Source organism: uncultured Fluviicola sp. (genome assembly GCF_902168135.1).
GTDB lineage: Bacteria > Bacteroidota > Bacteroidia > Flavobacteriales_D > Crocinitomicaceae > Fluviicola.
In genome coordinates this window covers 176,310-196,927 of the sequence record NZ_CABHOL010000024.1, presented here as the reverse complement: position 1 = coordinate 196,927, position 20,618 = coordinate 176,310, and the positions used below count along the sequence as shown (strand labels likewise).

The 20,618-nt window shown below is 43.0% G+C and carries 12 protein-coding genes and 1 riboswitch; of the genes, 4 read left to right on the top strand and 8 right to left on the bottom strand.

Annotation, left to right across the window (positions count from 1 at the left end; translation table 11 throughout):
• Positions 1 to 42: 42 nt before the first annotated feature.
• From QZT69_RS10265 to QZT69_RS10240, 6 genes are all read right to left on the bottom strand, one after another.
• Positions 43 to 3,813, bottom strand: a complete 3,771-nt coding sequence (locus tag QZT69_RS10265; RefSeq protein WP_294673729.1) for a GEVED domain-containing protein — start codon at positions 3,811 to 3,813, stop codon at positions 43 to 45.
• Between the two features lie 180 nt (positions 3,814 to 3,993).
• On the bottom strand, positions 3,994 to 6,090 hold the full coding sequence (locus QZT69_RS10260; protein WP_294673728.1) for a T9SS type A sorting domain-containing protein: 2,097 nt from the start codon (positions 6,088 to 6,090) through the stop codon (positions 3,994 to 3,996).
• A 170-nt stretch (positions 6,091 to 6,260) separates the two neighbouring features.
• Entirely contained in the window at positions 6,261 to 6,905 is a 645-nt protein-coding gene (locus QZT69_RS10255) for a hypothetical protein (protein WP_294673727.1), read from the bottom strand.
• 79 nt (positions 6,906 to 6,984) lie between these two features.
• Complete coding sequence (locus QZT69_RS10250; RefSeq protein WP_294673726.1) at positions 6,985 to 7,374, bottom strand: acyl-CoA thioesterase; 390 nt, start codon at positions 7,372 to 7,374, stop codon at positions 6,985 to 6,987.
• A 70-nt stretch (positions 7,375 to 7,444) separates the two neighbouring features.
• Positions 7,445 to 7,696 carry a cysteine-rich CWC family protein gene (locus QZT69_RS10245; protein ID WP_294673723.1) on the bottom strand — a complete coding sequence of 84 codons (252 nt, stop codon included), beginning with the start codon at positions 7,694 to 7,696 and terminating at the stop codon, positions 7,445 to 7,447.
• A gap of 137 nt (positions 7,697 to 7,833) precedes the next feature.
• Positions 7,834 to 7,982, bottom strand: a riboswitch (cobalamin riboswitch).
• 135 nt (positions 7,983 to 8,117) lie between these two features.
• A complete protein-coding gene (locus tag QZT69_RS10240) occupies positions 8,118 to 9,383 on the bottom strand; it encodes a hypothetical protein (RefSeq protein ID WP_294673722.1) in 1,266 nt (421 codons plus the stop codon).
• Positions 9,384 to 9,526: 143 nt separating this feature from the next.
• Between QZT69_RS10240 and QZT69_RS10235 the strand changes: the two genes are divergently transcribed.
• The 4 genes from QZT69_RS10235 to QZT69_RS10220 all read left to right on the top strand — a co-directional run bounded on the left by QZT69_RS10235 (position 9,527) and on the right by QZT69_RS10220 (position 17,898).
• Positions 9,527 to 9,868, top strand: coding sequence for a hypothetical protein (locus QZT69_RS10235; RefSeq protein WP_294673720.1), 342 nt, complete (start codon positions 9,527 to 9,529; stop codon positions 9,866 to 9,868).
• A gap of 64 nt (positions 9,869 to 9,932) precedes the next feature.
• Positions 9,933 to 14,312 (top strand): CusA/CzcA family heavy metal efflux RND transporter, encoded by a 4,380-nt coding sequence (locus tag QZT69_RS10230; protein ID WP_294673718.1) that lies wholly within the window; start codon positions 9,933 to 9,935, stop codon positions 14,310 to 14,312.
• A gap of 10 nt (positions 14,313 to 14,322) precedes the next feature.
• The gene (locus QZT69_RS10225; protein WP_294673716.1) at positions 14,323 to 15,447 is read left to right on the top strand and encodes an efflux RND transporter periplasmic adaptor subunit; all 1,125 of its coding nucleotides are present in this window, start codon (positions 14,323 to 14,325) and stop codon (positions 15,445 to 15,447) included.
• A 48-nt stretch (positions 15,448 to 15,495) separates the two neighbouring features.
• Positions 15,496 to 17,898 carry a T9SS type A sorting domain-containing protein gene (locus tag QZT69_RS10220; protein ID WP_294673715.1) on the top strand — a complete coding sequence of 801 codons (2,403 nt, stop codon included), beginning with the start codon at positions 15,496 to 15,498 and terminating at the stop codon, positions 17,896 to 17,898.
• Positions 17,899 to 18,329: 431 nt separating this feature from the next.
• Here the strand turns inward: QZT69_RS10220 and QZT69_RS10215 are convergent, their stop codons facing one another.
• Positions 18,330 to 19,376 carry a hypothetical protein gene (locus QZT69_RS10215; RefSeq protein ID WP_294673714.1) on the bottom strand — a complete coding sequence of 349 codons (1,047 nt, stop codon included), beginning with the start codon at positions 19,374 to 19,376 and terminating at the stop codon, positions 18,330 to 18,332.
• Between the two features lie 62 nt (positions 19,377 to 19,438).
• Positions 19,439 to 20,560, bottom strand: coding sequence for a hypothetical protein (locus QZT69_RS10210; protein ID WP_294673712.1), 1,122 nt, complete (start codon positions 20,558 to 20,560; stop codon positions 19,439 to 19,441).
• Positions 20,561 to 20,618: the final 58 nt, after the last annotated feature.

The window sequence follows — 20,618 nt, the reverse complement described above, 5'->3', positions numbered from 1 at the left end:
CACGCATTGCGAGACCGGGACTTCCTATTTATTCCTTTTCTCTTACTGAATCACCACACGATATACTTTTTCAGCATTTTCGTTCGATAATTTAAAGAAGTAGGTTCCTCTTTGAACATGACTAAGGTTGATTGCATTCACTCCATTTGTAATGGCGTTCGTTCCTGTTTCAACCAGACGCCCGTTCACATCCGTTACTTCCAAATTGAATGGCTCAGCGCTCAAATCAGATTCGATATAAACCAACCCTGTTGACGGGTTCGGATACAAGTTAACCGCTTCAAGTGCATTTTCATCCACTGATAACCAGTCACAGGTAGTGACAACCGTAATAACCACATTTGCGGTATCATTCGGACAAACACCGTTTTCACTGATGTACTTGTAGTTAAAACTTCCTGCAGCATTACCGGTCATTATCTGGGAATTCGGCATAAGGCTGTTAGACGGATTATACCAGTCTCCACCCATATCAACTGTTCCGGTCAATCCGGAATACAAATCAATCGGTTCATTCATACATGCTGTAATAGCGCTTCCTGTTCCTGCATTTGGAGCAGGATAAATCGTAAGCACTGCTGATATCGTATCCTCTAAGCATCCTTCTGTAATATAGTTTACAGTTACCACTCCGGCAGGTACGAACTGTGGATTGAACATGGAATCATTTACAATTGTTGCCTGGTTCGGAGCAAAAGTCCAATTACCGAATGGATCTGTAATTGCAGCGCCGTTGTTCAAGTCTACCAGGCCGGTAGTCTGGCATACATCCATTGTTCCATTTGATCCCGCAGTGTTTCCACGCTCAATTAAGCTGAAATCATCCACTACAAGGGCGTCATTGAAAAAGAAGCTGGATACCTGTGTTCCGAATACATAAATACCGGAAGTAGTTGGAGTAAAACAGAAGAACGCTCTTTTGTAATTTTCATCAGTTACATCCACAGAAGTCACAAACTCACCCAATGAAGTTGCTCCACTGGAGGATTGCACATCATTTACAAACACTTCTCCGTTCCACCCGCTGTTACCATCTCCAGCCCACATAAAGCTGAATTCATAATTTTTTCCTGCGATCAATTGGAATTCCGGTGTCCACAATGCATCATCTGATCCACCGAAAACTCCTACAAAATTCGTCCCTGAATTAGCAGACGCACCCGAATTTCCGGAATCATCAGAGAACCATTCATCGTATTCACTTGCCCAGCAAATCGGGTATAAAGCGTAATCAACTGCCGGCATGGATTCAAAGTCTTCCGACCATGGAATAGCCGTAATCGGAGCGCAAAGTGTTGTTGCACTTACAAGTGTCCAGTAAGATGAATCCGTTGCACTACAAACCGCCTGAACGTAGATGTCATAAGTTGTAGCTGAATTTAATCCTCCTACGGTAAATGATGCTGATGAAGTCTGTTGGGCCGAATCTATTCCGTTTCCTGTTCCGGGCACAAAACCAGGTGCTCCCCACTCGATATTCCAGTCTGTTTCGGTATCACCCGGAATCCAGGAAATATCAATCGAGTTTGTTGTTTCATTATCTGCCTCAAGATCCGATACAGGTAAACAACTTGGAATCGGAACAACTACAAAGGTGTAATCTTCTGCCTCACCTTCACCGGAATTCAAGGTACACGCATCTGTAGGTGAATCATTATAATAGTCGGTAAGAACCCGCATTCTGTAAGATCCTACTGCAGTTCCCATCGGAACGTTGAAAGATCCTGAGAAAAAGTCCTGGTATCCGAATGATTGGAATACCTGCTCACCTGATTCAAAAATCATGTTGTTATTCCAGTCTACCCAGATTCCCAATCCGAAGGTATACCAGTCCTCTATTCCGAAATCTGCGGTGAAATTCACATCCGGTCCACCTTCAAACTGAGAAACAGTCATCACAGTAGCATCCGTATAACCATTTGGTCCGATTCCGGAATTCAGGTTCGAAATATTGGATGTTGCTCCGCCGGTTGTTTTAAAATTATTGATGTAATAATCCGGGTTAGACGTTCCGAACTCACAGAATCCGGTGTATCCTGTAACCGGACCTGTCCATGTACTTTGATCGCCGCCGCCGCAATCTGCCTGTACGTAAAAATCATATTCCGTATCTGCTGATAATAAGGTTGCCGTAAAGTTCGGTGTTCCGGTTGCTGTTCCGGTCATTCCTGTTCCAGGAGTAAACCCAACCGGCCCGTATTCGATATTCCAGTCTGTTTCTGTTCCTAATACTGTCCATGAAATATCAATGGTGCTTGATGAAGCTCCCTCAAAGGTCAGGTCATCTATTGGCAAACAGCTTGGTGTCGGTGTTACCTCAAATGTGTAATCTTCCACTTCACCATATCCATTTGCAGCAGCGCACGGATCATTCGGAGAACTATTATCACTATCTACCTGCAAACGCATTCTGTATGTGCCGGCCGGAGTTCCTGAAGGTACACCAAATGAACCTGAGAAAGTCTCCTCGTACGATCCGGATGTATACATCTGCTCGGTTGGCTCAAAAATCAGGTTATCATTCCAATCCACCCAAATACTAAATCCCAGGTAGTAGCCAAAGCCATGATCAACAGTAAAGTTGACATCCGGGCCACCTGCAAAACTTGAAACAACCATTGCTGTCGCATCTTCATACCCATTCGCACCATAACCTGATCCCAGGTTAGAGATATTGGAAGTTGTTCCTCCTGTAGTAGAGAAGTTTTCAATGAAATAATCGGAATCAATGCCTTCAAATTCACAGTATCCAGTATAAGCTGTAAACGGTCCGATCCACATACTTTCGTCGCCGCCACCGCAATCTGCCTGTACATAAAAATCGTAATACGTTTCAGCAGTTAATGGTGTTGCAGTAAATGCCGCTGTTCCGCTTGCTGTTCCCATTGTCCCTGATCCGGGAGTAAATCCTTCAGGACCATATTCGATATTCCAATCGGTCTCTGAGCCTTGCGCTGTCCAGGAGATATCAACTGAAGTAGCTGTAATTCCGTCTAATGTAATACCTGTTACCGGCAAACACGATGGCGGCGTTGTTACCTCAAGCGTATAATCTTCCGCCTCACCTTGTCCAAAAGCCAATCCGCACGGATCGGTTGGTTGTGAAGAATTATAATCAGCCATAATACGCATTCTGTAGTTTCCTACAGGTGTGCCCAATGGAATTCCGAATGATCCCGAAAAATTACTTTCATATTGTGATGACTGGAACATTTGTTCACCGGAATCAAATACCAGGTCATTGTTCCAATCTACCCAAATACTAAATCCAAAGGTATACCAGGTTTCCAGTCCAAAATCAACCGTAAAGTTGATATCCGGAGCACCGGCAAAGTTTGAAACGGTCATGGAAGTGGCATCTTCATAACCGGTTGGCGAAAACCCTGAAGTTAAATTTGAGATATTTGTTGCTCCACCGGTTGTGGAAAAGTTGTTGATGTAGTAATCCGGATCAAGTCCTTCGAATTCACAATAACCGCTATAAGCGCTTATAGGTCCGAACCAACCGCTTAGGTCTCCACCCCCGCAATCTGCCTGTACGTAAAATTCATACTCGGTATTTGAAGTTACCGAAGCTGTAAAATCCGGTGTTCCGCTTGCTGTTCCCATAGTTCCCGTACCGGGAGTAAATCCGCTTACTCCGTATTCGATATTCCAATCGGTTTCGGTTCCACCGGCTGTCCAGGAAATATCAACAGAAGTAAGGCTTACACCGTCGATGGTTAAATTACTCACGTCAGTACACTGACCGAATAGATTGTTAGACCATGGCAGTAATAGCATGACGCCTAACAATAAATAAATTTTCTTCATAGTATTGGTATGTTTTTTATCCATTATTCTCAAGGTTTTTGATTTCTCAACCTTTAAATCTTTTTCCGAAACCCTGAGTCCCAACTAATTTTTGGAACCCAGGATTTCAATTTCTATAATCAACAATTAGCTTTATCAATCATCAGCCATGGCTGATTTTATCGAACGCTTTGCTTTCTCTTATTGAATAACTACGCGGTATATTTTTTCAGCGTTTTCAGTAGATAATTTGAAGAAGTAAGTACCTTTTTCAACACGACTTAAATCCACGCTGTTTGTTCCGGCTGAAATGGTATTATCCCCGCTTTCAATTATTCTTCCGTTCACATCTGTAATCTCCAGCTTGAAAGTTCCTTCCGTGAAAGCAGATTCAATAAATACAATACCCGTTGAAGGATTCGGATATAGATTCATTTCCTGGAATGCCGTTTCTTCTACAGACAACCAGTCACAAAAAGAAACAGTTACTACAATACCTGCCGTATCATCCGGGCAAACACCGTTTCCGGTAATATATTCAAAGTTGAACTGTCCCGGGAAATTTCCGGTCATAATCTGTGATCCCGGCAATAAATTATGCATCGGATCATACCAGTCACCTCCGAAATCAACTGTTCCTCCCAATCCTGAATATAAATCGATAGGGTTATTTTTACAAGCCGAAATGTTTCCGTCAAGTCCTGCGCTTGAAGCCGGATAAATGGTAATAATTGCTGAAGCAGTATCCTGAAGACATCCTTCGGTAATGTAATTCACCGTCATAACTCCAGCCGGTACAAACTCCGGGGCGAACATCGAATCATTTACAATAGCAGACGGATTTGGCGCAAAAGTCCATGATCCCATCTCATCATCTTTGACAATGATGTCGTTCAGGTCAACTGTTCCTTCGGTCTGGCAGACAGTTAAAGAACCATTTGTTCCTGCAGTCACTCCTCTTTCTATCAAACTGAAGTCATCCAACTGCAGGTAATACGGATTACCATCGGAATCAGCACTTACTCCGAATTTATAAATTCCCGAAACTGCCGGTGTAAAACAAGTGATATGGCTTGTAAAATTATTGTCCGGAACTTCCGTAGGGGTTATAAACACTCCTGTTGGAAGTGTCCCGACAACACCACTTTGTGTATTCAGTGAAACCACTTCTGCATTCCATCCGTCGTAATCTCCTTCTGTAGCAAAATAGAACTTGAACTCGTATTTTCGTCCTGCCGTTAACTGAAATTCGGGTGTCCACAAAGTATCTGCACCGTTCCAGGAATACATAGCCATGTAGTTTTCTCCTGAATATGCAGGAACACCGATTTCAAACGATCCGTCATAGTCGGAGAACCAGATATTTTCGGTAGAAGACCAGCAAGTTTGGAAATACCCGTAACCAAGGTCTGTCATCGATTCAAAATCTTCTGTCCACGGAAGAGAGGTAATCGGAGCGCAATCGGTTACTCCTGAAACCAAAGTCCAGAAAGACTCATCTCCGCCCCCGCAGTTTGCACGAACATAAATATCATATGGCATTCCCGGATTTAATCCATTTAGAGTAAACATGTTGCTGCCTGCAGATTCTGTTCCCAGTTCCGTTCCGGTTCCGGGCACAAAGCCAGGTGCTCCATATTCGATATCCCAGGCAGTTTCAGACCCATTAATTGTCCATGAAAGATCAAATGAATTCGTTCCTGTGGCATCTATCATCAAATCAGAAATCGGAGTACATGTAACAGCTTCAATCTGCACATTATCCAAAATCCAGTACATGGAATAATCTCCCATCCATCGAAAACGGACCTGGGCATCGGAAGCTCCGTTCAGGTCTGCCGTAATGTCAAGCTGTATGTGTTCCGGATCATTATTGGATGTCGAAAAAGAAGAATAAACTTCTACCCATGAACTTCCGTCCCAAACTTCTACGAAAATCGCACCTCCGAAGTCTGCATCAAAATATTGGTCAAAGGAAAGGAAGATCGGATTTGTAATCACGCTTGCATCAAACAGCGGGGTTTCCAATGCAGCATCTTCTACAATGGCGTCACTTCCATATTCATCACTGTCAAAAATAGCAGCAGGATCTGAAATAGGCAGTGTCAGGGTGCGTCCCCCGGGATTATTGAACCTCCACACATTTCCCCCTCCCTCGATGTCATTATTGGTCCAGTTAGTGGGAGGTATTATTCCGGTCGCAGAACTAAAATCCTCTGAAACAAGAACCTGGGCTGAAAGTTTATTTGTTAGCTGCAATAATAGCGAACAGCCCAGCATTAGGTAAATTTTCTTCATAAGTCTTTGGCATGTTTAAATACAAACACAATTATAATTCATTTAACAGCCTATTTTAGGTTCAATTTTGAAGAAAACTTGGATTCCAATAATAGATAAAAACTTAACTTTTTTGGATCAAAAAGTTAAGTTTCTGTTTCTTGATTTATCAATAATTGAACCGGCAAATTTCACCGGGAATAATCCGAATGCTGCCACTGAATCCAATACTCCTGCAATCCTTCTTTCGTGCGGAATAAACGGCTGATCCAAAGCCTTTTGTTCTTGACAATTTTACTTGGACTTGACAACAGGTCATACTTCCTCTTTTTCAGCGCTGGCTTGTGTCCCCACCCTCCGCAATGATCGAACGCGGTCATTGCCTGACTTTTGGGAACCCGTTTAAAAGGAATGTATACTTTATACTCTACGTAATTCGAATCACCATTCATTCCTTTGGTAGAAATACGGATCCGATTAAAGTCCACTTTACTGTACAAACTATCACGATACAATTGCTTCAATTTCTTCCCCACATATTCACACATTTTGTTCGAATATTGGTGTGCCACATCAGTACCGTTCAAATCCAGGCGATCAATATACCGCTCCGAAACAAACTCAACCCCGCGATACATTCCACTGCAGGCAGAATCCGAACAAAAGGGGGTGTCAATAATGCACGTGAAGGGCAGATTGTGAGAAGAGTCCATAACCATCTCATCCTGGTTTTCACCGGCAAATATCTGTTTGTTACCAGTGCTTTCACAGGAAGACACAATATGCAGGAGAGCACCGTAAACTAGTACTGAAATAACACGCAACATTTTATTCATTCCCCTAAAAATAATATAAAAGTCAAAAGGCTGAATGAAAACAATGTTAAGACTGGTAAGAGCTATGAATCGAATGCTTTTAATCTCTCAGGATCTTTACAGGATGCTTATTTTCGTCAATGGCCACAAAGGTAAAATCACCCGTCACAGCTTTTTCACGAACATCCGAATACATTTGTTCCACAAAAATGTCTACCCGTATTTTCAGGCTGGTACTTCCCAGGTATGTTACCTTTCCGATCAGTTCTACGATCGTTCCTGCCGGAATCGGCTTTTTGAAATCGATCTTGTCACTGCTCACAGTTACCATACGCTGTCGGCTGAAGCGGGTTGCGGCGATAAATGCCACCTCATCCATCAACTGCATGGCCGTTCCTCCGAACAAGGTATCATAATGATTGGTCGTACTTGGGAAAACTGCTTTAAAAATGCGCGTTTCCGCTTGTTCAATGCGTTGTTCTAATGTCATATTCTATAATTCGGAATGATTAATTATCAAGACTAAAAAACGGCTTCATAATTAAAGAATTCATAATTGATCATTCATTTTTAGTCTTCTTAAAAAGTGTGGAAATTTGGCTAAACTTCTGCTCTAATATCTTGGTGTTATATTCTTTCTTCATCTCCAGCATGCAGGGCGCACATAAACATTCCTCGTAATGATCGCAGATATACTGGCTTTCATCAACGCTTAAATTCACACCGGTACATTGACAAAGCGAGATCGATCCCGCTTTACATTGGAAGGAGGAATTACAGCGCGGGCACAAGACTTGTTCATGATCACTCATAAGTACTTCTATTTTATGTTCTGGCTTTCGGGATAAGAATGTAGAGGCAGTTTACTCCTTCAAAAAAGGAATCAAAAAAACAACCTTGACATATAGCTTCAAACCGCGAAAGCATGGTCAATTCCGTCCGTCAGCTGACGGGCAGGTTAGAAAAAGGCCGGTATCTGACTTTTCCGACGCCTTGAAAGGAGCGAAATTACAGTTGCGCGACAGTTCGTGATTTTCACACGATTCCCGATTATTCCATCCACCACAGCAGACTGGAACCTTTTTCCGGGCATTAATCAATGAAAGAACGTTGGGTAAATGTACTGACTAATTCCGAATGTCGAATTGCGAATTACGAATTAAAGAAGCAAAGTCAAAAAAAAATCAGGTTCTACCGAAGTAAAACCTGATTTTAAAATGAGGGCAATTTCAATTATTTCATCGTATTTGCACAGTTCATTTCTTCCTGAGATCCCCAGTAATTAAAATACTCACCTCCGTATTGTCCGCCACCTTCGTAATCTTTTCTGATCTGCCCATAAGCTAACCAGCATTTTCCATCGATTGTTACGGCGATATCTACCGGCAAGTACTTATACAATGGTAGTCCCCATTCGTTTTTCTTTACCAACCAGATGTCCGAAGTAATTACTGCCCGCGTTGCTTTTCCTTTTTCAACACCAGCCAACGCCATTCCTTCGTACTTTGGATTTGACATTTTCTTAGGTGCCAGGCGAACAGCATCAACCATTTTCTGGTGGTATTTTGCTCTGTGGGCATCACATTTCCCGCTGCTCACGTATTCATCCAGCACTGCTTTCTCTTTCTCCAATTTTGCCTGAACAGCATTGATATCTGTTTTATTCTCCAATAAATACTGTTTGTTGTAAAGAATATCGGCAAGCGGTTGTTCAAATTCTTTCTGATAGCTTTTAGCATTCAATAAATAACTTTCTTCTCCGTCGGAATTTTTCTCATGAATACGCTTAATCACGGCGTCTACCTGTGCATTCAATTCCGGAACTACTTTATATACTTCCACGTTGAAATAGTTATCGATATCCGCAAAACGTTTTTGAACGTAACCGTCTTTTACATAATCCGGTCTTTTTGTTTCAAACTCAGACTTGAATTTGTGATATCCCGTATAAGATGGCTCCAGGCTTTTATCGCTGATCTCCCACCCGCTTGTAGCGAAACGGTGATACTGATCTAATTTCTCGCTGTATTCTTTATTCAAAGTGTATACTTCAAATTTCTGTTTGCGGGTAGCTTCTACCTCATCCCAGCTTGCAGCAAGGTTTTTCACATATGGTTTTTTGGACTCAACCGGGTCGTTTTGCAATTTTGTCAGGTTTTCTTTTGCTTTCGCAAGATAACGTGTAGCATCTTCGTTACGGCCTTCTACATTTTTATTCCAATGATCATCACCCAGGATATTCTTTGTAGAATTAATCTCGTCACGTACGATACTGTATGCGCGGTAAGTAGGACTTTCAGGATCATACGCCGGCTCTCCGTTAATACTTCCTGCCGGTTTTGTTCCGGATGAATTGGATGAAGAACCGGAAGTGGAAGGAACGCTCTCTACCGCTTTTTCGGTTTTTTCCTTAGCACTCTTCAAGGCTCCTTTTAATTGAGCATGACTCAGGGGAATCGTAGTCAATAAAATGACAGATAATGTCAAAAATTTGTTCATAGTTGATTGTTTCGTGATTTAACAGTGTCAAATATAGGTATTTATCATTCATATTTTTCCATAAAAACAGTCAGGTTACTCTACAATTTAATACCTTTGTAATCGTGAGAAAGGCATTTGTATACATACTCTTACCCATTTTTATGTTTAACAGTTCGCTGGGAGAATTATTCAAGCTGCCTAAATTTCTCATTCACCTCTCAGAACACCAGACCCAGGATGAAAGTATCGGGATTGGGGACTTCATCTGGATGCATTACATGGGGCATGATAAAAATGATAACGATCAGGACAAAGACATGCAGCTGCCGTTCAAAAAAGTAGCTTTCCCCTTTTCTTTTCAACTGGCCGTTTTTTCAAACACCAAATTCGTTCCCGAAAACCGGGTTGTAGTCATTGACACCTATCTCCCTATTCTTTTTAAGACCAACCGTCCTAAAGATCCTGCTTTAGCGTCTTTGTTCAGACCTCCCTGCCGGGCATAGTTTTATTATAAGCAATGCTTATCGCTCTAAATACGAGCAGATTATTTCTTAAAATCTTCGAATTATGCTTCAGAAAATCATTGACTTTTCCGTTAGGAAAAAGTTGGTGATTGGATTATTCATCATCGCCCTCATTTCCTGGGGAAGTTATGAAGTAACCCAATTACCGATAGATGCCCTGCCTGACATCACAGACAATCAGGTACAAGTAATAACCGTTTCCCCTTCCCTGGGAGCAACGGATATCGAACGTTTGATTACGTTCCCCATCGAACAATCCTGCAGTAATATAGCCGGATTAAAACAGGTCCGGAGTTTTTCACGGTTTGGACTGTCTTTAGTGACGCTGGTCTTTACGGACGAAACGGACATTCATCTTGCCAGACAACAAATCAGTGAGCAGCTTCAAAAAGTCAAGCAGGAACTTCCCAATGGGATCGGCTCCCCTGAATTAGCACCGCTTTCCACAGGATTAGGTGAAATTTATCAGTACGTTATTCGCCCCAAAGAAGGTTATGAAGACCAGTATGGTCCGATGGAATTACGAACCATCCAGGACTGGACTGTACGCAGACAATTATTGGGAACTCCCGGCGTTGCGGAAGTTTCCAGTTTCGGCGGAAAACTCAAACAATACGAGATCGCTGTCAGGCAAGAACAATTAAAAGCTCACAATCTGAGTATTACCGATTTATTCGATGCTCTGGAACGAAACAATGAAAATACAGGAGGTGCCTACATCGAGAAAGGGCCTACCGTTCTATACATCCGCAGCGAGGGACTGACCCGGAACATTTCGGACATTCAACAAATTGTACTAAAGAACCTGGATAATGGAACACCGTTATTAATACGTGATGTGGCTGAAGTGCGATTCGGAAGCGCTATCCGCTATGGAGCCATGACTTTCAATACCAAAGGAGAGGTTGCCGGAGCTGTAGTCATGATGCTAAAAGGTGAAAACTCTTCCAATGTGGTGAAACGTGTTAAGAAACGCATTGAGGAAATTCAAAAAATGCTGCCGGAAGGCGTTGTAATAGAACCATTCCTGGACCGTACAAAAATGGTGAATAATGCCATTCGAACGGTAGAAACCAACCTGATGGAAGGCGCATTGATTGTGATCTTTGTACTGGTGTTTTTCCTTGGAAACCTGCGTGCCGGACTCATTGTTTCGTCAGTCATACCGCTTTCCATGCTTTTTGCTATTATCCTGATGAATTTGTTTGGAGTTGGCGGAAACCTGATGTCACTGGGAGCCATCGATTTCGGACTGATCGTTGACGGCTCGGTCATCGTTGTGGAAGTGATTCTCCACCGCTTTTCTCATTCCAAACAATTCAAACACATTCAGCGGATCGATCAAACTCAAATGGATCATGAAGTCACTAAATCCACCGGTTCGATGATTAAGTCTGCTGTATTCAGCCAGATCATTATATTGATTGTTTATCTGCCGATCCTGTCACTTCAGGGAATTGAAGGAAAAATGTTCAAACCGATGGCTTTAACCATTGTCTTTGCCATTTTAGGGGCATTTTTATTGTCTGTTACTTACGTTCCGATGATGTCGGCCTTGTTCCTGAACAAGAAAATAGCACACAAGAAAAACATCACGGACCGTTTAATGATTTGGCTGGAAAGAAAGTACCAGCCTGCTTTAAATCGTTTGCTGCGGTTTCCGAAAACGATTCTTGCCACCACATTCCTCATTTTCGGTTTGGCCGTTTATCTTTTACTGCAAATGGGCGGTGAGTTCATCCCGCAATTGGAAGAAGGAGATTTCGCAGTGGAAACCCGGCTTCTTACCGGCAGTAATCTGAATAATACGATTGAGTCGACTCAAAAAGCTTCTAAAATTTTATTGGAGCGTTTTCCGGAAGTTACGAAAATTGTCACAAAGATCGGAAGTGCGGAAGTGCCCACAGATCCGATGCCTTTTGAGGCCGGGGATATGATGGTCATTTTGAAAGACAAAAAAGAATGGACATCAGCCGCTTCATTTCCTGAATTAAGCGAAAAAATGACCAAAGCACTGGAAGAAGTTCCCGGAATTACCGTTGGATTCCAGTTCCCGGTGCAAATGCGATTCAATGAACTCATGACCGGCGCACGCCAGGATGTCGTTTGTAAAATCTATGGGGAAAACCTGGATTCGCTGACACAATACGCACACCGGCTGGCTCAAATTATCGGAACGGTGAAAGGAGCAATCACGATCTATGAAGAGAAAATGACCGGAATGCCCCAGGTTGTGATTACTTACAACAGACAAGGTATGGCCAAATACGGGTTGAATGTCGGGGAAGTAAACAGGATCGTTAATGCCGCGTTTGCAGGACAAACAGCCGGACAGGTTTATGAAGGCGAAAAACGCTTTGACCTGGTGGTTCGATTGGACGGAAAACAACGGGATAATATTTCGGACATCCAAAACCTGATGGTTCAAACTTCCAACAATACGCAAATCCCCTTATCCTATGTAGCAAAGATCGAAGAAGTCGAAGGAGTCAATCAGATCCAGCGCGAAAACACGAAAAGACGAATTATCGTCGGTTTCAATGTCAGCGGAAGGGATGTTCAGTCGATTGTACAGGAATTACAGCAGAAAGTATCTAAAAAACTGAATTTATCGAAGGAATACTCGATTGTTTACGGGGGTTCTTTCGAAAACATGACTGCAGCAAAAGCACGACTTTCGATTGTGGTTCCCATTGCCCTTTTACTGATTTTCCTCTTACTGTTCTTCGCATTTAATTCTGTGAAACAAGGATTGCTGATCTATACGGCCATTCCTTTATCCGCCATCGGAGGAATCATTGCGCTTTGGCTCCGGGATATGCCTTTCAGTATTTCTGCCGGCGTTGGTTTCATTGCGTTATTTGGAGTTGCTGTGCTGAACGGTATTCTATTGGTGAGTGAATTCAACCGCCTGAAGAAAGAAGGCTGGAAAGATGTTAAACGTATTGTGATCCATGCTACCAAATCCAAGCTTCGTGCCGTATTGATGACAGCCCTCGTGCCTTCACTGGGGTTCATCCCGATGGCAATCAGTACCGGGGCCGGAGGTGAAGTACAAAAACCATTGGCAACTGTTGTGATCGGCGGGTTGATCATCTCAACCATGTTGACTTTGTTCGTATTACCCGTTCTATACATCATTGCTGAAAAAGGGTTCTCCTATTTCAAATCCGGGAACCAGGCCCCAAAAATGATCGCCCTTCTTTTTATTTTCGGAGGTTTGTATACCCATGCACAGCAATCCATTACTCTGCAGGCTGCCATTGACTCTGCCGTAAAGAACAACAATTACCTGAAAGTTTCCGAAATGCAGGTGAAATATGCCCAGGCATTGACAAAAAGCGGCTTCGATATTCCACAGACCGAGGTAGGATTTGAATACGGCCAGTTCAATAGTAAAAACCTCGACAATAAATGGCTGATTTCTCAAACCATTCAGTTCCCCACCGTTTACCGGAATCAGGAACGATTGGTCCAAACAACCATCCGAATGAGCGAGATCAGGTTTGATCAAAATGTCCTGAACCTGGAAATAGAACTCAAAAGGGTATTTTATGAGTTTCTCCTGCTGGAAGAACGACGGAAACTACTCCTGCAGGCCGACAGCATGTTTTCCGGTTTGCAGCAAAAACTGACACAACGCTTTGAAAACGGCGATCTGGATATACTTGAAAAAGCGGCAGCGGATAATCAGCGGATTCAGGTAGCAAATCAATTGAACCAGCTGGAAACAGGATCTGACCTACTGGTCCTGCGCTTCAACATCCTGCTGAATACGCAGCAAACTTACCTTCCAGATCTCATGAACACGGATTCAAAATATGTACTTCTTCAGATACCTGACACGAATTCCATTGATAAAAACCCCGTGAAATTGCTGGGAGAACAGGAACTACTTTTTTCCCGACAGCAAATCCGTTTGGAAAAGAGCAAACTCCTGCCTTCTTTAAGCGCAGGTTTCAGCAGTGCAACCATTATCGGCTGGCAGACCCCTTATGCGGATCCAAAAGATCTTTACTTCAATGCTTCCGATCGGTTTTCTTCTTTCAGCGCAGGAATTGGAATACCACTCTTTTGGGGATCTCAAAAGCGAAAAGTACAGGCAGCCAATGTCTTCATGCTGCAAAAAGAACAGGAGTTAAAAGCCATTGACCAACAGTTAAAAATGCAATTTATAAGCGCCCTCAAAACATACGACCGGACCATCCGTTTACTGGAATCATTTGACAATTCCATGCTTCCCAATTCGGAAACGGTGATAAAGTCTGCTACGGAGAAACTACATTCCGGAGAAATCGGTTACATCGACTGGGTGGTTTTGGTCAACCAGGCCATGCAGACGAAAAGCGATTACTTCCTGGCTATTCAACAATTAAACGAGGCCGCATTCGAAATCGAACGAATCAGTCCTCTTAACAAATAACAATCAGATCATGAAATCAATTATCTATATTCTATTTACCGGTTTTCTTATTGCGGCGTGCAGCAGTAATAAGGATGAATCGAACGAAGAAACAGCTCCGGTGACCGATAATATGCTCATTCACCTGGACCAAAAACAAATCAAAAATGCAGATATCACAATCGGAGCTGCTACGGTCCGTAACATGCATCTCTCTTTGCAGGTAAACGGAGTCATTGATGTGCATCCCGGTAATAGCGTTTCTGTGAGTGCTCCGCTGGGAGGATATCTCAAAAAAACGGATTTGATTCCAGGTAAAAAAGTAGCGAAAGGAAGCGTCCTAGCCGTTTTGGAAGATCAGCAGTTCATTCAAATCCAGCAGGATTACCTGACAGCAAAAAACAAACTGCTCTACCTGGAAGCCGATTATAAACGTCAAAAAGGACTGAACGAAACGAAGGCAACCAGCGATAAATCCTTTCAGCAGGTACAAAGCGACTATTCCAATCAGCGGATCCTGCTGCGTTCATTGGCAGAACAATTACGATTGATCGGCCTGGTCCCGGAAAAGCTAACCGAAACGAATCTTTCCCGAAGTGTGGCCATCCACTCCCCTATTTCAGGTTATGTCACCAAAGTCAATGTCCATGTGGGAAAATATGTGACTCCTTCTGATGTACTTTTCGAATTAATCAACCCGGAAGACGTCTGTGTGAGTCTTACCGTTTTTGAGGACAATGTCCCGGAGATTGCAATCGGGCAATCTGTAAAAATTAAAATAAACAGCAAACCTGAAAATGAATACAAGGCAGTTGTTGAATTAATTTCTCCAAATATAGAAGCAGACAGAAGTACACAAGTACATGCCAAACTAGCGGAGAAATCTTCTGATCTGATGCCGGGTACTTTTGTCAGTGCGGAAATAGAGCTCCATGATGCACCGGTTACCTGTGTTCCCTCCGATGCACTTGTAAAATGGGAAAATAAGGAGTATCTTTTTATAACAGAACAAACAGGTATTTACAAGATGCTCCCTGTCGAGACAGGAATTTCAAATGAGGGGTTTACGCAAATCAAATCCCGGCTTCCCGCTTCCGGAATAGTGACTAAAAATGCCTATACCCTGTTAATGAAATTAAAGAACAGTGGGGAATAATGTGAATTCAAAATTTATCTTTTTAATACGCTCAATAAACAAAATAACATGAAACAAATACTTTTAATTTTAAGCTTTTATTGTTCAACAGGTTCCCTATTCGGGCAGAATTGGACCGGGGCCGTCAATTCCGACTGGAACAACCCTTCTAACTGGTCCACAGCGCCTTCAAACGGTGACAATATTGTGATTGATCCGGCAAACTATACGGGCGCCATGGCAGAGCCTGTTGTGAATGTCAACTCAAATTTCACTCCGGCAGAAATGCTCGTACAAAACGGTGCACAATTAACCATTTCTGCAACTCTGAATACCACAGATCGTGTGGAAATTATGGGAAGCGGAACACAGGTAATTATTACCAATTCCGGGGCTTTTTCATTGATCGGAGGCGGGAACAATGCACGTTTGATTTTCGTAGATGATGCACACCTGGAAATGAACGGCGGAAGTTTATCCAGCGGACAACGCCTGCTTTTTGAATTGGGGGCAACAGGAACCATTCATGCAGGAACGGTAACCGTTGGAGAAACCATTGCACTCGTAGACGGAAGCGCTTTAGGTTCCAGTAAACTGGTACAAAATGGCGGAACGATCACCACCAATGCAGAATTTGGTTTTGAGAACGAAGCCGGTGTTTACTACCCTGCTTTTGAACAGAATGGAGGAATACTGAATATTAATGGCTCATTGCTTTGGCTTGGTGCCGCTCCGGGTGCCGGAAAAGGTTATTTCCGCTCAAACGGAGGAACTGTAAAAGTTACCGGTACAATCGGGAATGATCCGACCAGTACCATGGGAATGCACCTGGAATTGAATGGCTCTTCTGCCGTATTGGAAAATTCGGGAACAAGTGTTCAGCTATTGGTTGGAGATTCGATTGTATTGGCAGACAGCGCTGTCTGGAAAGATCTGAATGCACCAAACTGGATCAATGACGGAGTAGTATTTGGGACCAGCAATTCTATGTTTCAATCCGGAAACACCCTGCTGAACGGGAATACGAACGGATCCGGAACTGCTGTTTATCAATTTGGAAATGTCACTGTTCCTTCCGGAAAATCCCTGGTTCACATTTTCCCGATTGAATTGCGCATCAGCGGAAACATGGATATCCTTGGTTCTTTCAATCACAACAGCAATCGGTTAATTCTAAACGGAACAAAAAACCAAAGTATCAATCATGCTTCGAATAATCTTGTGTTGCATGGATTTGAGGTCAGAAACCAGGCAAACGGCCCTGCTGACGGCGGTTACGGAATCTCTCTAAACACAAACATCACCATCAATAATGAACTCCAACTGAATGACGGAATCATTGTCTGCGCCCCCGGGAAATTAGTCAAATTAGTTGACAACATCTATCTTTTGACCGGATCAACGGATTCTACTTTTATTGACGGTTATGTGGAAAAAACCGGAGACGATCCGTTTACTTTTCCGGTTGGAATGGTTCCTGACCGTTACCGTCCGTTAACAATTACTCCTCCTGCTTCCGTAAATTCAATCGTAAAAGTAGGTTATAAAAATACTCCATACAGCTCTCTGACACCTGTTGAAGCTCCCATGCAAAGCGTTAGTGCCCTGGAATACTGGGATTTCACCAATTCGAATCCCACTGACTATCCTGGCGTAACCGTGGGCTGGAACAATGCTTCACAAAGCGGACTTACGGATTGCGCAGACATCTCACTGACGGTTTGGGACGGAACAAAATGGGCCTTTGCCGCTTCAGGTACTTCGGGGTTGTGCAACGGAGCTGCCAGCGGTGAACTTTCCAGTTTCGGGAATTTACCGGCAAACGGCCCGATCACTATCGGGTTCACCAGCAATGTAACCCAGCAGACCGCTATTTTATGCCACGGAGATTCGATTACGGTCGGAACAAATACTTACTCCGCAGACGGAACGTATTTCGATGTATTCCAGGATATCAACGGAGATGACAGTACGGTGGTAACAGTGGTAACTATTCTGGATCCGATCATTAACTCCATAACTGATAACGTGACCTCCATTACAGTTGATGCCCCAACAGCAACCAGCCTGGTATGGATCAATTGTTTGGACGGAACTCTGGCTGACGGTACCGGTGGATTTACATTTACCCCCGTATCAAACGGAACGTATGCCGTAATTGCAAGCCATAATGGTTGTTCGGATACCAGTAACTGTGTGATTATTGATCAATTGGGGATATCAGAATTCAGTACGAATAATCTGGAGATCTATCCGAATCCTTTGAAAACCGGGGAAAAACTCACCGTAAACACTACCGCAGACAGCTATATCATTCAAACATTGGATGGGAAAAACATACTTCCGGAATCAGTTTCATCTGCAAATGGAAAAAGCGAAATCCAACTACCTGCATTGAGCAGCGGAATTTATCTCCTAAAAGCGGTTACCGGCGCTTCTGCCCCACTCATGGGACGTTTCAAAGTCGATTAATACATCCAAATAATCAGGTATCCCCGATCAGTAATAACCGGTCGGGGGTATTTGTTTTTCAGCTGTTCGGATAAAGCTCCTGATTTTTGATACTAAAGCATCGGAAGCTTGATCAAAGGCGCGTGAACGTGAATCAGAAGCAGCGGAAGTTCAAACAAAGACGTGGGATCGTCGTGCAAAGACGTGGGAATGTCAATCAGAAGCATCGGAAACTAAAACAAAGACGCGGGAAGCTAAAACAAAAGCGTCGAAAGCTAAAACAAAGGCGCGTGATCGTTAATCAGAAGCATTGGAAGCTCAATCAAAGACGCGTGATCGTCGTGCAAAAGCGTGTGAAAGTCAATCAGAAGGATGCAAATGTGGTTACAAAAGCATCAACGAGTGAAGCAGAAGCATCGGAAGTTCAATCAAAGCTTGCCTTTTCCTATTTGTTACGGCCGGTCCACAAAATCAAAAAAGAAAGCGAATCCGTATTTTTCTTCCAATTCCTTCTTGCGTTTATCGACACTGAATTTCTGCATGTGAATTTTTGCGCGGTTGGCATCTGCCCGCTGAATACCTTCAGCCGTCACATCATAGGTCTGAACCTTACTTTGCGGGTCAAACCCAAAAATATTGTAGGAAACTATTTCCTTCGGAAATTGGCACGTTTCGGCAGGATTTGTTGATTTTTCCTTGAACCACAGGATCGATTTTTCTTCCAAAATCCCGTAATCTTTCGGATGCAGGTATCCCATTTCGACCGCTTTAAACAGTGCCCGTTTATTTTGCTGGAAAAAACATTGTGAGTGGAGTACGATATTCATCGGGCATTTCAAACGCAATTCACATTCTTCGGAATACTGAGTATCAGTCATCGGCATATCAGCATACAGATCTTTTCGTCCTGTTTTTTTGTAAAATTCAGTCCACATTTCGGTGGTTTTAATTCCCAGCAGGTGCTCATTGGGGAAAACACCTTTGTTTAGCAGTTCTATCAAAAATTCCCGGGTCTTATTCTCATTCTGATGGAACTGCTGGCTATCCCCGCCTGTTTTCAGCTTCAAACTATCCGACTGGTAACACATGACGCAGATCTGTTCCAACAATGCTTTATCTACGTTTGGCTGTCGGCCGAATTGCTTATACAAGCGTGCAACTGTTTTGTACAACTCCGGATAATACCGTTCCTGGATAAATTTGCTTGCAGTAACCGATTTCAAAGGCATTCCGTTTTTGAAAGCGATGGCTAGATAATTTCTGAAACGCAAACTATCATTCAGGTAAAGCGCAATTTGAGCGGCAATGTAAGGATCTTTCAAAAAAGGTTTGTTAAGAGCAAATGCGCGGTCGTAATACATAAAACAGCTCGAATCCATTTTAAGTACAAATTCTTCTTCAGCCTTGTTTACCAGCTTATAATATTCCACATAAGATTTATCCTGGGAAAACACATTGAAAGCGGCCACTAATAAAAGACCAAGCACATAGTTCTTCATATCATTTGAATTGTCTCCGCCAAATTTAACGAAACTAATGACGAATCACTCTTCCTTTCGATCTAATTATCGATTTGTATGAACCTGCCGGCACTCATCATGAATTTCATTCCATTCAGTTTAAACGTTTTCCCGTTCCCCATTTGAGCGATATTCGTGAGGTCTTCCTCCATGGTGTGTACGCTCCCGCCTGTAGCATAAGCAAGGTCGAGATACAAAGTATTCATGCGGTCTTTTACTCCGCAGACCACAATCTTCAGCGGTACTTTTTGCTGTTTGAGAAATTCCACGAGTTTCATGTCGCAGGGATCTTCCCAGTTATCGGCAATCAGGACCACATTGTTCTTGTTCTCCGGGTATTTTTTAATGGCATAGCAAACGGCTTCCAAGTCATTTTCGATGTGATTTCCCTTTTCCATGGCAGTGTATGCCAGTTCAATGACTTTATCCGCATTCGATGATTCGATGGTCCAAAGCCCGGTTGGGTCCAATGTACCGGTCTGCGTATTGCTGTTTTCTTCATCGTCATTGAAAAAGACAATCTGTTTGAAAGTCTTTAGTTTCTGATTGGCTTTGATCCAAAGCAGCAGCTGTGAGGTGTACGGAGCCATACTTCCGGTGACGTCCGTGACAACCAGCATATTTTTCCAGGTCGGCTGGCGCTCGAAAACTTTCAACAAGCTAGAATCCTGCGGAGGTGTTTTTTGTTCTACAATATCCTGGATGATTTTGTGCTCTTCCTGGTAAGTCGGCATCTTCCGGTAATAAATTTCAAAGCCATGGAAATACGTGTGCATGTCGCGCTGTGACTCCACACCGGTTTGTTTGACAATATTCCAGTCGATAATACTGCTGTTGAAAGCTTCCGGAAGCAGGATGTACAATTCCAAAATGCGCCGGCGGTTCAGCTCCGTGAAATCCTTACCATAAGGATAATCGGAATAGACCAGATCGACACGAATAATGGTTTGGTCTTTCAATGCTTTCACATCTTCCGGATTCAGGATGGTGTGCTCGCCGGGAGTCATCCGGATCCTGGCAACACTGTACCCGTTTTCAAGCGGCCGGTACTTCGCGACTTTCAGCGTATCGCGAAAACGGAAATTTTCTCTGATATAGACTTGTGCAATAGTTGTCTTTCCGATCCCAAGAAAGAGTAACAAAAGTGGAAGTATCGATTTCATACTCCTATAATACAAGGGGTTGAAAAAGTAACACTATCTAATTACGAATTACAAATGC

Coding starts and splice junctions, on each gene's coding strand:
- QZT69_RS10265 (WP_294673729.1), bottom strand. CDS start 3,813: ATGAAGAAAATTTATTTATTGTTAGGCGTCATGCTATTACTGCCATGG.
- QZT69_RS10260 (WP_294673728.1), bottom strand. CDS start 6,090: ATGAAGAAAATTTACCTAATGCTGGGCTGTTCGCTATTATTGCAGCTA.
- QZT69_RS10255 (WP_294673727.1), bottom strand. CDS start 6,905: ATGAATAAAATGTTGCGTGTTATTTCAGTACTAGTTTACGGTGCTCTC.
- QZT69_RS10250 (WP_294673726.1), bottom strand. CDS start 7,374: ATGACATTAGAACAACGCATTGAACAAGCGGAAACGCGCATTTTTAAA.
- QZT69_RS10245 (WP_294673723.1), bottom strand. CDS start 7,696: ATGAGTGATCATGAACAAGTCTTGTGCCCGCGCTGTAATTCCTCCTTC.
- QZT69_RS10240 (WP_294673722.1), bottom strand. CDS start 9,383: ATGAACAAATTTTTGACATTATCTGTCATTTTATTGACTACGATTCCC.
- QZT69_RS10235 (WP_294673720.1), top strand. CDS start 9,527: ATGTTTAACAGTTCGCTGGGAGAATTATTCAAGCTGCCTAAATTTCTC.
- QZT69_RS10230 (WP_294673718.1), top strand. CDS start 9,933: ATGCTTCAGAAAATCATTGACTTTTCCGTTAGGAAAAAGTTGGTGATT.
- QZT69_RS10225 (WP_294673716.1), top strand. CDS start 14,323: ATGAAATCAATTATCTATATTCTATTTACCGGTTTTCTTATTGCGGCG.
- QZT69_RS10220 (WP_294673715.1), top strand. CDS start 15,496: ATGAAACAAATACTTTTAATTTTAAGCTTTTATTGTTCAACAGGTTCC.
- QZT69_RS10215 (WP_294673714.1), bottom strand. CDS start 19,376: ATGAAGAACTATGTGCTTGGTCTTTTATTAGTGGCCGCTTTCAATGTG.
- QZT69_RS10210 (WP_294673712.1), bottom strand. CDS start 20,560: ATGAAATCGATACTTCCACTTTTGTTACTCTTTCTTGGGATCGGAAAG.